Origin of the sequence: Marinobacter mobilis (assembly GCF_900106945.1) — a bacterium.
Taxonomy (GTDB): Bacteria; Pseudomonadota; Gammaproteobacteria; order Pseudomonadales; family Oleiphilaceae; genus Marinobacter; species Marinobacter mobilis.
This window is the reverse complement of record NZ_FNNE01000008.1, coordinates 208,585-223,495: the sequence shown is the minus strand read 5'-3', so window position 1 is coordinate 223,495 and position 14,911 is coordinate 208,585. Positions and strand designations below refer to the sequence as shown.

13 protein-coding genes are annotated in these 14,911 nt (G+C 53.9%); 1 reads left to right on the top strand and 12 read right to left on the bottom strand.

Annotated elements, in window-relative coordinates; genetic code table 11:
* Window positions 1-169: 169 nt before the first annotated feature.
* Both BLV11_RS18345 and BLV11_RS18630 read right to left on the bottom strand, forming a co-directional pair.
* Complete coding sequence (locus BLV11_RS18345) at window positions 170-316, bottom strand: hypothetical protein (RefSeq protein ID WP_175528355.1); 147 nt, start codon at window positions 314-316, stop codon at window positions 170-172.
* A gap of 235 nt (window positions 317-551) precedes the next feature.
* A complete protein-coding gene (locus BLV11_RS18630; RefSeq protein ID WP_091815643.1) occupies window positions 552-992 on the bottom strand; it encodes a type IV pilin protein in 441 nt (146 codons plus the stop codon).
* Window positions 993-1,217: 225 nt separating this feature from the next.
* Between BLV11_RS18630 and BLV11_RS13940 the strand changes: the two genes are divergently transcribed.
* Window positions 1,218-1,763, top strand: coding sequence for a GspH/FimT family pseudopilin (locus tag BLV11_RS13940; RefSeq protein ID WP_091815640.1), 546 nt, complete (start codon window positions 1,218-1,220; stop codon window positions 1,761-1,763).
* A 9-nt stretch (window positions 1,764-1,772) separates the two neighbouring features.
* On the opposite strand, the gene BLV11_RS18420 is transcribed toward BLV11_RS13940, so the two are convergent.
* The 10 genes from BLV11_RS18420 to ileS all read right to left on the bottom strand — a co-directional run bounded on the left by BLV11_RS18420 (window position 1,773) and on the right by ileS (window position 14,907).
* Window positions 1,773-2,240 carry a type IV pilin protein gene (locus BLV11_RS18420; protein WP_091815637.1) on the bottom strand — a complete coding sequence of 156 codons (468 nt, stop codon included), beginning with the start codon at window positions 2,238-2,240 and terminating at the stop codon, window positions 1,773-1,775.
* 14 nt (window positions 2,241-2,254) lie between these two features.
* On the bottom strand, window positions 2,255-7,279 hold the full coding sequence (locus tag BLV11_RS13930; RefSeq protein WP_091815633.1) for a pilus assembly protein: 5,025 nt from the start codon (window positions 7,277-7,279) through the stop codon (window positions 2,255-2,257).
* Window positions 7,280-7,301: 22 nt separating this feature from the next.
* Window positions 7,302-7,907: a pilus assembly PilX family protein gene (locus tag BLV11_RS13925; protein ID WP_091815626.1), complete on the bottom strand. Its 606-nt coding sequence runs from the start codon at window positions 7,905-7,907 to the stop codon at window positions 7,302-7,304.
* Window positions 7,904-8,950: a PilW family protein gene (locus tag BLV11_RS13920; protein WP_091815750.1), complete on the bottom strand. Its 1,047-nt coding sequence runs from the start codon at window positions 8,948-8,950 to the stop codon at window positions 7,904-7,906. The genes BLV11_RS13925 and BLV11_RS13920 overlap by 4 nt, the downstream gene beginning before the upstream one ends.
* 11 nt (window positions 8,951-8,961) lie before the next feature.
* Window positions 8,962-9,441 carry a type IV pilus modification protein PilV gene (pilV, locus tag BLV11_RS13915; protein WP_245726036.1) on the bottom strand — a complete coding sequence of 160 codons (480 nt, stop codon included), beginning with the start codon at window positions 9,439-9,441 and terminating at the stop codon, window positions 8,962-8,964.
* A 5-nt stretch (window positions 9,442-9,446) separates the two neighbouring features.
* Window positions 9,447-9,956 (bottom strand): GspH/FimT family pseudopilin, encoded by a 510-nt coding sequence (locus tag BLV11_RS13910; protein ID WP_091815747.1) that lies wholly within the window; start codon window positions 9,954-9,956, stop codon window positions 9,447-9,449.
* A gap of 165 nt (window positions 9,957-10,121) precedes the next feature.
* Window positions 10,122-11,075: a 4-hydroxy-3-methylbut-2-enyl diphosphate reductase gene (ispH, locus tag BLV11_RS13905; RefSeq protein ID WP_091815618.1), complete on the bottom strand. Its 954-nt coding sequence runs from the start codon at window positions 11,073-11,075 to the stop codon at window positions 10,122-10,124.
* Between the two features lie 36 nt (window positions 11,076-11,111).
* A complete protein-coding gene (gene fkpB, locus BLV11_RS13900; protein ID WP_091815615.1) occupies window positions 11,112-11,564 on the bottom strand; it encodes an FKBP-type peptidyl-prolyl cis-trans isomerase in 453 nt (150 codons plus the stop codon).
* Window positions 11,561-12,088, bottom strand: coding sequence for a signal peptidase II (gene lspA, locus BLV11_RS13895; protein WP_091815609.1), 528 nt, complete (start codon window positions 12,086-12,088; stop codon window positions 11,561-11,563). The genes fkpB and lspA overlap by 4 nt, the downstream gene beginning before the upstream one ends.
* Window positions 12,088-14,907, bottom strand: coding sequence for an isoleucine--tRNA ligase (gene ileS / locus BLV11_RS13890; RefSeq protein WP_091815606.1), 2,820 nt, complete (start codon window positions 14,905-14,907; stop codon window positions 12,088-12,090). The genes lspA and ileS overlap by 1 nt, the downstream gene beginning before the upstream one ends.
* Window positions 14,908-14,911: the final 4 nt, after the last annotated feature.

Sequence of the window (14,911 nt, the reverse complement as noted above, 5' to 3'; positions counted from 1 at the left end):
CCCTAACAAGCGACTTATCCATTAGTAGCTAACGACAACCGCCCCACGGCTGGAATAACCTCTACCAGCACTGACCTCGATTTTAGCGGATCGGGGTAAAAGTCTATTTGTCTTTAAAGACAGTATTTGTTGCTTTTTACAAGTATTAACAATCCAGTAACACTATTTCCTACCCAACCCAGGCAATCCTCAGCTCAATTCCGCCGCAGGCCATGCGTGTGACGCCGTCAACATTTTCGCGGTTCGGCCCCATCGCTTTCATTGGGCCAATGCCATACTGGGGCGCCAACTCCGAGACCAAGGACAGGATGCCCATTCGATTCTCAGCGTTGTTGCGCTGCGGACTGGCGCTTACCGATCACGGTATTTCGCGATACCGGCGGCCTGAAAAAGGTTAATTCGGCGGAATTACATGCTTCAGGCTCCGGAAACAAGCAGAGGGCGTGTCATGTTCACCAGGGGTAAGAACAACGACGGCGTTGTGGAGGATGCCTATGGGAATCCACTCCGATACCCGGTGAACTGAAGCATTCACCGGGTATCAGGATCACTCAGTTCCAGTTGGTCTTCTGCCCTGTCGACATCAGGATAATGGTTCCCCCGCCCTGACCATTTTTAGGGCGGGCTTCAAGCCGGTATGAGTTTGCAGCCGTGTTGGCGATTGAGGGGTCGGCCGCATCGACAATCGCTAGATCGTAGAACTTGGCACTACCATCAACCGGTGATTCGGCCGGAAAGATTCCCCCGGCCCCGACTGAAGCACCAACGTACGTATTGTTCTGGGTATGATACCGCTCCAACGCATTCGCGAGGGACATCAAGGCTCCCTGGGCATCCGTCGCCCGCGTCCGCTCCACATGTTGCTGGTAACTCGGATACGCGATCGCAGCAATGATTCCGATGATTGCAACCACAATCATCAGCTCAATCAGCGTAAATCCAACAGCACGCCGCGACAACGCGTGTTGCGCCTCACCTAAGATCATACTCATTCACTCCTGTTTAATTTCGCGCCCAACGAGGCAATCCACTCATGGAGATTATTCCCCGGGCTCATTATGTTGCTTGTTACTTATAGAGGTAAATCAGGTTGTCAGGTTATATTTCGTCAGCGCCAATGAAGAAAGTGGCGCTGAGTCAACCCAGCCGCCACACACTCAGGTGACATAGCGGCCCTGCTCAGGATGAGCAGCTAATAAACGGAAAGGAATCCAACCATGTCAATTCGAGCACTCGCTGGAGGCTATACTCTAGTCGAACTTTTGATCACCGTCGCAGTTGTTTCAACAATCCTCTCCATCAGTATTCCTGGCTTTTCTATACTTATCGAAAGCCAGCGCCTCGACAGTTCAACAGACACAATTGGCAGAGCTGTATATCTCGCAAGATCGGAAGCAATAAAACGAGGGCAATGGGTCACACTATGCCTCAGCAACGACGGCCACCAATGTTCCGGGAACAATCCCACCCAGCTATTGCTGTTTGCCGATCAAGATCGTACCGGAACGCCAACTACCCCTAGCGAAATCATCCATCACATACCGACCATTCAGAAGGGGCTCACCATTAGCTACAATCGCCCCTTCCTGAGGTTCACGCCGCTGGGACACTCCGCAGGCACAAACGGCACCTTCACCTTATGTACAGCCGACAAGAATGGCGCCATGTTGATCATTTCGACGCTGGGTAGAATGAGAAAGGCCATCGACTATAACGGCGATGGCCTTGTTGAGAAAACCGTTGGTGATCCAATTCGGTGCTAGCGCTAATAGCTACCAACAGGTACCCGCTGCATTTGCTGTCCCTCCCTTGTTGGCGGAACTTTTCCCTATCTGGGTTTGGACAATATTCCAACACGTAGAATCGTCAACCTGCCCACGGCCCGTTGCGGGCTGTGCTGTGAGGGTGAAGCAGGAATACACAGTGACACCGCCAACGGTTGTGTTGCACCCGGTGTTAGCCAGAGTGATCGTATATAAACCTTCATTTGAGGTGATCTGGGTGGTTCCAACGGCATAGGCCGTTCCCAGGAGATCCCTGAAATCTGCGGCATACGACGCTGGGGCGCTTCGCGTGTAGAAGCGCTCCTGCGCCGCGCTCAAGCTCGATAACGTAGTAAGAGCATCCGACCGGTTTGAGCGCATCACTGAGTCACGGTAACTGGGGTATGCAATCGCGGCAAGAATCCCCACGATTGCAACCACGATCATCAGCTCAATTAATGTAAATCCACGTTGCATTTAATTCGCTCCCTTTAGAAGGACAAAGTGTCAATCTGACGCCAGGACTGTCGCCCACTCGCGGGGACTACGACCGAAGTAGCTGTCGTATTGATGGACCCTGTGGACATGTTGGTGATGGCGTTCAAGGTACCCGTACCGCCTTGGTGGAACGTCACACTTGACGCATATCCCGCGCCAATACTGACAACGCTCAAAGACATTTCGTGATCGTTCACCACGTGGTCTGACGATGTGGACAACGGTGCATCCGGTGTCGAGGTACCCGTCAGCAGCGACAGCAAGCGCAGATAGCTATCGCCATCGAGATCGCAACTCTGCGCTGGTGGAACATATTCGGTGAACGCAAACTGGGAACGGTTCGCAGGGTTCAGCGTGGCATGACCGGTCACTCGCCCTGACGGTAAAGAGCCGTCGTAATGCATCCGCACTTTCCACCCCGGATACCCCGTCATTTCTGACTCCAGTTGACTAAATGTATCGATATTAACGCCACCGATAGTCAACTGACTGGGGGTACCGGAAGAAATATCTTTAACTTCTCCGCTGGACTCAAATACAGCGATATCCGTGGTATCCACCAGCGCCGACGGAGACACCGGACCATAGGTCAGCTCGCCATTACTTCTGGGCTCTTTTATGCCATAAAAATGCTGTTGACCATTGATATTGTTATCGACTGGAACCAGCAGCTTCCCTGTACCAAACAGAATCCAACGCTCCCCATACCTATCTCTGGTGGTTATCGGTGTAGCCTGGATCGGTTGTGCAGGATTCATGATCACGCTGTGCTGAGCACCACTAAGACCATAGACAGCCTGACTTTCTCCATCATTATCTTCAAGCAGGATCCGGTGTAGCTGGCCGATTGGAGTGGCAGCTGGACCCTCTACCGTGCCAACGTAAAGAGCATCATCCGAGTTACTGTTGTCCCAGTCAGACACCTCTATCCCGCCAACAAACCCGTTACCGCCTCCCAGATCCAACGGGTTACCGCCAGCAATGGTCGTAAACACGCTGGCCGCAGCAGCATCGGTATAGGAATTGGAAACCAGCTGCTCCAGGTCGATGGCAAATAACCGGGGAGTCTGGTCACTTTCAGCCGAGGACAAGGCACCGGTACCACGGGGGCCACTGCCCAGGACCAGATACCAATCATTGACCGCAGGGTTATCCCAGTCGATCGTGCCGGCATCATAATCCACAGCTGGCTGACGATTATTAATCACGGCAGGCTTAGCCAAAGTGAACCCTAAATCAGGAGCTGTGATTTCACCCAGCAATCGGGGTGCCTGTTCCGGATCCGTGACATCAAACAAAACATACCCAGACCTCATCACCTCAGTTCCACCATCAACGCTTATCTGGATCGGTGAACCGCCAAACCGCATACCCACAGCCAGAATCGTTCCCCAGCCATCGGTATGGGTGGCGTCATTGGGGAAAACATTGGCGTCAAATGTCAGAGGCTCACCGTCCATGTAATAAACATGCTGGTAATCCTGCTCTGTCAGCCAACGCAAGTGAGGTAAAAGGTTATAAGGAGCGTAAGCCCAAAGTTCCTGACCCAAAGGCCGGTTGGCAACAGAAACAGCCCCCGTTGGCTGTGTCATGAACGCGCGGCTTCCGGAGTCCCAGAATCCACCGTTAAATGCATGAATCATCCCGTCGTTTGCCCCGACGTAAACCACTTGGCGGCGATTACGGTACTGATTCACAAACGCCTCATAGGTCGGATCACTGAACAGGTCACCGTAATTTTCCTTCGGCGTGGCCACAACCGCAGGCGTTGAGTGGATGATGTCGCCCAGACGCCACACCTCGCTGATACCATCCTGGTCATAGTCGATGGTCCGGCTTCGATAGCCCGCAACTTCCTTCCCGCGAAGATAATCAACAAGACCTGGTGCCTCTGAAGCCTGTGACAAGCCGAAATACTCGTGGTAATTGGCATAGACGCTGGACAATGACGATGACAGCAACGGAACCACATCGTTCTGATCGACTTCGTCATCGGCGTTTCGGTCCAAAGCCGTTAAAATGTACCGCCGATCTGTATCGACATTTCCGTAGGAAGCTCGTTGTTCATCCGGAGCACTCGACAACGCCAGCCTGTCCACCGCACTCCAGATAGGCTTCAGTTCATGAACGTCAACAGGCGCACCACTGGGTACAAAGTTGCCGTTTACGTCCTGGGCGTATCGCTGGACAAACGTCTTTTCCAGGCTTGGATCAAAGTACAACCCAACGCGCTTGTCGGTCGCATAATCATCCAGCTGAGCATTACCGTTAGAATCTTCCCGCAAATTTCCGGCATCATCGATAAAGATCCCCCGAAGAGTTCCGGTCCAGGTAACAGTCTGGGATCCCAGAGAATACCTTGGCTGGTATAAGGCCTGGTAAACGGCACCAATTCCAGAACTGGTATTGGCTACTACCGCGGCATTAGTACCGGAGGCCGTCCGAGCCACCAACGAAGCAAAGATCCGCTGCAATTGCCCCGCGAGCAATCCAGGGTTGCTTGAATAGAAGTAGTTATCCGGGACACCGTCACGCCCATTAGCCCCCGTACGGTTGTTAACCAGGTCCCACTCCCGGGTGTCAGTGACAGAACCGTTGTAGGAAGGATCGCCGCTGCCATCAAGGTCTCTGAAACCACCGTATTTGGCCGCCAGCAACAACGGTTTAGTCAGAACATTTGCCCCGGGAGTCGCAGAAGGTTCATAAGAGTCATCCTCTGGGTTGTAGGCGTAGTCGTTTTGAGAGTCGGTACACCCGGCCTCTGCGGCTGCCGTATCATTGGGGATAGGCATCACGGGGTTGCCATCGTCTCCAAGAAAGCTTAACTGGCAAAGATCGTTGCGATTCTGACCTCCCGGACGCTCCAGCCAGTCCCCCACGCCATCATTGCCTTCACTTCCGGAGACGACAATTCCAAATCGCATCTTACGGCCAGCAGCGGAATACGCCACCCCCTGGGTAAAACGGACACGACCACTTTCGACCACGGAGTCATCATACGTTGCTCCAGTACGATCATCCGTGAATCCCGAATCACAGGCGCTACTGCTGCCCCCAACACAGAAGCTTACCACCTGAGCACCATCCAGATCGTAGTCACTGCCCCAAGATGACGCTTCCCAGTAGAACAACAGCGTTCCGGACACGATATTGCCTTCGGCATTCCTCTCGGTCTTCAGCACTTCGACATCAAAAAGACTACAAGGACTCCAGTCATTTCCGTTGGTTTCTGCGGCCTGACATGCGGGCAGGAAACTGATGAGCCCTGCCCCCGCTTTGATATCAATTTTGGGAGCAGATTCGGATAACTCCACTCCGTAGGTATCCACGGATTGACGCCCAGTCATTCCGGCATCCGTACGAAGATCCGTTGTCTTGGCGTGGTTCGCAAGCCCGGCTATCAGAAACCCGCCTTCCAATGCAGGTGCTTCAGGACAGAGTCCGAAAGCCTTACTAAGACCGGCGATTGTTTTAGAGGTACACAGTAAGTTTTCGTTGTTATTCCCAGCCACGGAATCATCCCCAATCAGGAAGCTTTGAGGGAATGAACCATACTCTGACACACCCACCGCATCCGTCTTGGCCGCAACGTCAGTAACACCGGAGAGCCCTTCGATATCGGCAACCGAGTCCAGCTCATTGCCGTCAAAGGAGCCTACACCGGACGAAATCATGATGATGGAACATGCCGCGCAAGCGGTGTTGGCATTCAACGGGTTAACCCCAAGGCTTGCAGGCCAGGTCGCATCTTTCAGGGCTGCAATGTAGGTGGTATCGCTACCGGAAGAGTACGCAGCCGTGGGCGCCGTCGCACCGGCAAAGTAACGCACGGCTTCGGCATAAATTTCAGCAACCGGATTGCCCCAGTCACGACAAGGCTTTGTCTTACTTTCAAAATCGTCAACACTTATCACGAAGTCGCCGCATGCGTACGCTTCGGTGTAAGTCGATCCGTTCCAACCGATAATTCTCAGAGAATCTATTGAGGAAATAATACCGTCCACCGCATTGAAGCGGCCTGAGCTCTGGCTGACTTCATCCAAGGCCGGATCAGGGTTGGAGCCGATGAAGCCAATGTTCTTACGCAACCGCCCTCCCGAGACGTAATTCTCGTAGCTTCCGCTGATCAGACCAAACTTGAGCTCGCCAGAATCACCATACTGCTGCAACAATCCAACCGGTTTAACCGTACCATTTGAATAGGCTTTACAATCGGCACTGTCAGCATCTTTTCCGGCCACACAGGCCTGAACACGAACAACGCGCTCGTTCAGCCTTTCCACGCTGGGAGGAGCGTTGTCTCCAGAGTCCCACTGACACTGCGTCGCTTCATTGATGGACCAACGCCGGTAATTACCGCTGGCCAATCTCATTTCCGGAAGACTCGTGGACGTGTATGGATGGGCCGAAGACACATTACAGATAGTCAGCGTACCGTTGGTCAATTCTGCCGATGAAAAAGGGGTAAGCGTGTTGATATCACTCCCACTGTATACCTTGGCAAAAGCATGAACATCACTGGGAATGTAGGCCCGTTCAAGAATGGTTCCACTGTCAGTATCGGTTGAGCGTTGTCCGCCATAGAGCACCCGACGCAGAATATCAATTCGCGTCATAGTCGCCCAGTTAAGGAAATTCCCACTCCAGTTACTTCCATCACAGCTGTGGCCATTGGGCCCGGTGGCCAAAACGTCAGGGGTAAATACCTTATTCGTCTCGTCGTAGTCGTAACACCATTTGCTATCAAAATAGCCAAAATAGTCAAAGCCACCTTTGTAGGTGGTGTCCAGCAAACCATCACTATCTATATCGGTATAGTCAGTATATGCCTTATAAAACAACTGATTATCAACAGACAAGCCTAGCATGACCAAAGGCGTTTCCCGTGCAGTCAACACCGGTGGCTGCAATGTAAAGTCGCCGGAACTCAGTAAATCCGAGTTAACCGTCACCGCACCTGCGCCCTGGGCGAGCAAAACCAGGCTGGAAACAAACAAGAACTTCGTCAATTTTTTCATTTCAGCTCTCCCGGCACAGTTTTCACTGCACCAGTTTGTAAGTTGATTGCAGCATCACTTGGGAATCCGTAGACGCACCACTTGCCAATGCCGTTATCCGAAAGGCTGGCGTCCACTGAGCAAACACATCTGGGTCTGGCGAGGCATTCTGTGAATCCCGGGGAACAAAACAACGAAACTCAATAATGAAACGAGCGTTCTCAACCGTGCCTTCCAGTTGGTTTCCACTAGCAACCACCCGATGTTTTGTCGCGTTGGTCCAAATCGCATTGTCTTCCCATTCCTTTGTGGTTCCAGCGTTGCAGTCCGGTACCGGAGTGGAAGAGTTTTCAAAGGTCCCATAGAAACACAATCCGTTGGTGCAAGAGGCCGTGTAGCAATTAGCCCCAGTACACGCTGGATTGGTTAAAGCAAAACGAATGTCGAAATTTTCTTCGACATACTGTTCACCTTCAATCAGCGCGGCCTCTGCAGCCTGAAAGGCAAGATCATGGTCTCGAAAATTCCCCGTCATTTTCTCTTCGAGGCTGGTCATGTTCATCCCACTGATTCCGACCAGTGTTAACAACAGCAGAAAGATCAAGCTGACTATCAACACACTTCCCCGTTGCAGGTGTGCACTACTCATCCGCGATTCCTCAACTGAATAGTTCGAACAAACGTACGGGTCAGCGGAGCTCCGTCAACTTGAGTGATGCTTTCGGCCTCCACTTCCAGTCTTACCGCTACCACCTGAGACCATTCGCCAGCAGCTTCAACGGCGTCGGCTGTTTTGTACTGCACTTCAGCGCCATTTTTAACACAGTAAAGAACATCCATATCCGAAACACCTTCAACCAGTGGCTGCATGCTATCCGCGGCGCCAACGATATAGTCACTGGAAAAATCAACACGGTATAACGTGGGTGAGGAGATGGTCGCGTCCAGCGCGGGGTCACGGATGTAGTAGCCAACGGAGGTAATACCAAAGACACTGGAGCCATCCGAGTATGCCGTATTCGATGCACCCGCCATGTTGTCACAATCAAACTCGCCCTTGAGCGCTTTGGTGCAATTAGTGACACCTGTCACACTGCCATAGGAGAAGGTCTGCCCCGTGTTGTGAACCACGTTGTCCGCATTGTCATTGTTGTTCGTTGGCCCCGACATAACAAAAATTCCGCGGTTCGAACAGTTTGCATCAACAATCATCATGATGGCGCCGGGCTTAAAACTATGATCGGTCGTAACATCAATCTGAGCGGCATTAGGGTTATGATTCTGAACCTGAAGATCAGAAGCGACATTTGCAGTATGAATAACAACGGCATCGGTGCCCGCGAGGGCATTGGTGAAGGTAGAAGGCAACGTACCGTTATCACCATCATAACCGTTGATGCCGCTATCATAGTCGCCGACATTCGCCGGTGCGTTCTCAATGGAGTTTGCCGTTGGCATATCATTGGAACAGCCAGAGTAACCGGCCATCCTGATATCCCGAGCAAGAAATTCCAGACTAAAGCGTGCGTTCTCCTGAATCTGGGAAACTGCATCCTGCAGCTGATAATCCTGTTTTGCAGATATAAATATTGTGATGACACCAGCCGACAGAATGAGCCCAAGGACCAAGGCAATCATCAACTCCACGAGCGACAACCCGGATTGCCGGTTTAAAGCAAATAGATCTTTCATAAAGGAAGTCCCTATATCCTAACTCTATAACTAAGTACCTGTGGCGTAGGGCTATCTGTACTCTCGTATTCAATAGTGATCGTAAAACCCCGCCATGGCGTACCCACCCCCGCAGAATCAGGCTTAACCTCAACCGTGGCCCCCGGCAGCACCTGGTCCACTCGCTGGCGCCACTGCTGAAAATCAAACTCAGCCAACTGACTGGCATTGCAAACACTGGTCTGACAGGACCTTACCGTTACTGGGACCGTATCTGTTTTCTCAATGGTGTAGGTACTGACCTGCTCTCGCACCTGTTCCATATTGGTTCTCATCCGATCAGCCATATCCATAACCAGAAGGCTGGCTTGCGTGCGAAAGTAAGCTTCGTTGTTAAAACGAAGACTTTGCGTCTGTAAACCCGCTAATCCCAAGAGACCAACCGCAAGCACCAGCACAGCGACCAATACCTCGATCAGACCCGCCCCACGCTGGGCGTTAATTCTCGCCATAACAGTCATCCTTTCGTTGCCCTGCCGGTTATCCCCAAGTCCACTGATTTGGTGAACTGAGCACCAGCAGAATGCGAAAACGTAAAGACCCCATCCCCATCGATCAATAGCCCACGGCTTTCAAACGTCACTAGATTGTCACCATTGCTCTGGGTAACAACCACCAGGCCTTCAAGTGGATCAACTGATTTGATGACTTTGTCGCCAGAGGCATCCAGAACGCCATCACGATCAGTGTCGGCAAATAGAAGCCAACCACCGTTCCAACCGAGTGAGTTGTCGCAACTGCTGCCGTTGGAAGATTTGCAGATGGTGACGGCCGTGCCATTTTTGATGGCTTCACTGCGGGCAAACTGCAACAGGTTAAAAAATTCATCACGATCAAAGGCGACTCGATTAGAGATCACCATATTCTGAAAAGACGGCGCCGCTAATGCGATGATCACGCCAAACACAGCTATCGTGACGATAAGCTCAATGAGAGTAAATCCGCGGGATTTTTTGAGAAAATTCATGGTCAGTTTCCATTTTCAGCCACCTTAAGGTTAACTGCCGGCAATGTAACTGACCATGATGGGGCGATAAACGGTGTGTCAGAGAGGATAAACGGAGAGCAAGGGGGAGAATTAGCAACTTACATCACACTTTCCAGCCTCCCCCTGCAGGAAATTCGAAAGACCTTAACTCACCTCAACCACATCAATCCGCAGCTCTTTCGGCATCGAGAACACAATGTTCTCCTCCCGTCCCGCGACCTCTTGCGGCGCCTCGCCACCCAGTGTCTGCAACCGTTTGACCACTTCGCTGACCAGCACCTCTGGTGCCGATGCGCCTGCGGTTACGGCAACAGCCCTGCGGCCATTCAACCATGTTGGGTCGATCTGACTGGCGTCATCGATCAGGTACGCTGGCGTACCCATCCGTTCCGCCAGCTCACGCAGGCGGTTGGAGTTGGAGCTGTTCGGGGAGCCAACCACCAACATCAGGTCACAGTCTCCGGCGAGCTGCTTGACCGCATCCTGACGGTTCTGGGTGGCGTAGCAGATGTCATCCTTGCGGGGCCCCTGAATATCGGGAAAGCGCTCACGCAGGGCGTCGATTACCCGTGCAGTGTCATCCATGGACAGCGTTGTCTGAGTCACAAACGCCAGCTTTGACGGATCGTTGACCGCCAGCTTTGCCACATCCGCCTCGTCTTCCACCAGATAGATCTGGCCGCCGTTGCTGTAGTCGTACTGGCCCATGGTGCCTTCGACTTCCGGATGCCCCTGGTGCCCGATCAACACGCATTCGCGGCCGTCGCGGCTGTAGCGCATCACCTCCATATGAACCTTGGTGACCAGCGGACAGGTCGCATCAAATACCTTGAGGCCGCGCCGGGCAGCTTCATTCTGCACCGCCTGAGAGACGCCATGGGCACTGAAGATCACCAAATGATCGTCTGGGACTTCGTCCAGCTCATCGACAAAGATCGCACCACGGTCACGCAGATTGTTGACCACAAACTTGTTATGAACCACTTCGTGGCGCACATAGATGGGTGCCCCGAATACATCCAGCGCCCGGTTGACGATTTCGATGGCGCGATCCACACCGGCACAGAAGCCACGGGGGTTAGCGAGACGAATCTGCATACTGGAGTCCTGCATTGACGGTTGCGGATTGACGAATCAGTGGGCCGGCCCTGCCGGCTCCACATCAATGACCTGCACTTCAAACACCAGTGTACGCCCAGCCAATGGGTGGTTGAAGTCCACGGTGACCTCATCGCCCTCAACCCGGCTGACGACGCCTGGCAGTTCCGTCTGGCGCGCATCGGCAAAGGAGATCATCACGCCGGGCTCAAGCACCATTTCGGCACTGAAATCGGAGCGCTTGAACACCTGGACGTTGTTGGGGTTGGTCTGACCAAAGCCCTTTTCCGGCGGCACTTCGTAACTCGCCTGATCTCCAGCCTTCATGCCCAGCAAGTAAGCCTCAAAATTTTCCGGCAGGTTGTCGTCGCCAATTTCGAGACTGGCCGGTTCCTTGTCAAAGGTGGAATCAATCACCTGACCGTCCGTAAACTTCAGGGCAAAATGCAGGGTGACACGAGTACCCTTGTCAACGGGAAGCTCATTCATTTGGAATCACTACTCCTTCCGGATTCATCGGACGGTTTGCGGAACATATCGAGAATCAACATTCCTGCCCCGATGGTGATGGCGGTATCAGCCAGGTTAAAGGCGGGAAAATGATAGTCCTGCCAATAGAAATGCAGGAAATCGACCACATAGCCATGCATGACCCGGTCGTAGACATTACCCAGTGCACCGCCGAGAATCAGGGTGATCGCAATAGCGGTCCAGGTTTCGTTACGTCCCAGGCCCCGCAGCCAACCGACCAGTACCACACTGACCACCAGCGCAAGCACTACAAAGAACCAACGTTGCCAGCCAGCAGCATCCGCGAGGAAGCTGAAGGCGGCACCGGTGTTGTGCAGCAGGGTCAGGTTGAACAGCGGCATCACCGGCACCGGCACGCCGTAGCTCAGCATGGCGCTGGCCACGGCCTTGGTACCAAGATCCAGTGCAATGACCAGCGCCGCCAGCCACAACCAGCGTAACTTGGAGCCTGTTGAATCCTGCTCAGTCATGACATGATCCATCAGGCGAACGAACGGGCTTCACCGGCCCCTTCCACATTGTCGACACAGCGGCCACAGAGATCGCCAAACTGCTCGTTCTGGCCAACATCCTCGCGGTGATGCCAGCAACGCTCGCACTTACTGTGTCCAGTCGCCTGAACCTTGACCAGCAAGCCTTCATGGTTCGTCTGCTCGGCACCTTCGGCCTCGGAAACCGGTTTGACCGTGGCTTCCGACGTGATCAGAACAAAACGCAGCTCTTCCCCCAGATGACCCAGCTTTTCAGCCAGTTGGCCTTCGCAGTAGAGCGTCACTTCCGCACTGAGAGAACCCTTGATCTCGCCACGGCCACGGGCGTCTTCCAGGCACTTGTTCACGGCTTCCTTAACGCTGTAGATTTCACGCCAGTATTCACGGCCAAGCTCTTCGGCATCAGGCAAAGCGGTCAGGCCTTCGTACCAGGTCTCGTAGAACACGGTATCGCCGCGTTCACCGGGCAGATGCTGCCAGATCTCATCAGCGGTAAAGCTGAGAATCGGGGCAATCCAGCGCACCAATGCCTCGGCAACATGGTACATCGCGGTCTGGCAGGAACGACGGGCGAGGCTGTCGGCCTTGGTGGTGTATTGACGATCCTTGATGATATCGAGGTAGAAACCGCCCAGCGTGGCTTCACAGAAACTGTACACCTTCTGGAAAATCCGCAGGAAGGCGTAGTTCTGGTATTCCTCATTAAGCTCTTGTTGCAGCTGCAACGCGCGATCAACCATCCAGCGATCCAGGGCAATCATGTCTTCGTTTGCCACCAGGTGCTCTGTCGGATCAAAACCGTTGAGGTTACTCAGCAGGAAGCGGGCGGTATTACGGATGCGGCGGTAGCCATCCGCAGTCTGACGCAGGATATCCTTGGATACGGTCATTTCGCCGCTGTAGTCAGTCGCAGATACCCACAAGCGGAGAATATCGGCGCCCAGCTCGTTCATGACTTCCTGAGGCGCGATCACGTTACCCAGGGACTTGGACATCTTGCGACCCTGGCCATCCACCGTAAATCCGTGGGTCAGCACCTGGCGGTACGGAGCCACACCATTCATCGCGATGGAGGTTTTCAGTGACGACTGGAACCAGCCCCGGTGCTGATCAGAACCCTCAAGGTACAGATCGGCCGGGAACTGACCAAGTTCAGGGCGCGGACGCAGAACCGAGTCGTGGGTCACTCCGGAATCAAACCAGACATCCAGGGTATCGAGGACTTTCTCATACTGACCGGCTTCAGCTCCCAGCAACGTACTGGCATCCAGGTCGTACCAGGCGTCGATGCCGCCGGCTTCAACTTCCTTCGCCACAGCCTCGATCAAGCTGGCAGTGTCCGGGTGCAGTTCCTGGGTTTCTTTATGAATGAACAGGGTGATTGGCACCCCCCAGGTACGCTGGCGGGAGATACACCAGTCCGGCGACTGCTCGAACATCGCCTCAATACGGTTCTGACCCCAGGCAGGCACCCAACGCACGCCCTTGATCGCTTCCAGGGCATCGGCACGGAGATTTTCCTTCTCCATGCTGATGAACCATTGCGGTGTTGCACGATAGATCAGCGGTGTCTTGGTACGCCAGCAATGAGGGTAGCTGTGACGGAATTTCTCGGTAAAGACCAACTTGCCCTCGCGGGTCAGCGCCTCACAAACCGGCTCGTCAGCCTTGTAGACATGGATACCGGCAAACTCGCCTGCAGCGGAGGTGTAGGTGCCGTCGGCCTGCACCAGGTTAAGGGTGCCAATGCCATAGTGCTGGCCCACCACGAAATCTTCCATGCCGTGGTCCGGTGCGGTATGAACAGCACCGGTACCAGCGTCGGTAGACACGTGATCACCCAGGATTACCGGCACCTGCTTGTCAAAGATCGGGTGCTGCAGGGCCAGGTGTTCGAGTTCTGAGCCTCGGCAGGTTCCCAGAACCTCGAAGCCCTCCAACGACCAGCGCGCCATGATGTCATCCACCATGGCGGCTGCGAGAATCAGTCGCTCAGGCCCCGCTCCGGCATCCACCTGAACCAGGGCGTAGTCCAGATCGGCGTTCAGTGAAACCGCCTGGTTCGCAGGGATAGTCCAGGGGGTGGTGGTCCAGATCACTACAGAAACAGCGCCTTCGCCCTGCTCCGTACCAAACAGTGACAGCGCCTTGGGCTGATCCACTGCGGTGAACCGAACATCAATCTGGGTCGATGTCTTGTCCTGATATTCCACTTCGGCTTCGGCCAGGGCCGACTGACCAACCACACTCCAGTACACCGGCTTGTAGCCACGCACCAGATGGCCCTTGGCGACAATTTTGCCCAATGCCCGAACGATACCGGCTTCAACCTTGGGGTCCATGGTCAGGTAGGGCTTGTCCCACTCACCCATGACACCGAGACGAATAAAGTCGGCCTTCTGGCCCTCAACCTGCTTGGCGGCGTACTCACGGCAAGCCTGACGAAACGTCTTGTAGTCAACCTTGACCCCGGCCTTGCCAATATCCTGCTCGACCTTGTGCTCAATGGGCAGGCCATGACAATCCCAGCCCGGCACATATGGCGCATCGTAGCCCATGAAGCTACGGGATTTGACAATCATATCCTTCAGAATCTTGTTGACCGCGTGACCGATATGAATGCTGCCGTTGGCATAGGGAGGGCCATCGTGCAGGATGAATTTGTCACGTCCTTCCCGCTGCTTGCGCAGGTTGCCGTAGACATCCAGGTCCTGCCAGCGCTTGAGCATGTCCGGCTCGCGCTTGGCCAGGTTGCCGCGCATCGGGAAGGCGGTTTCAGGCAGATTCAGGGTATGCTTGTAGTCGCTCATGGTT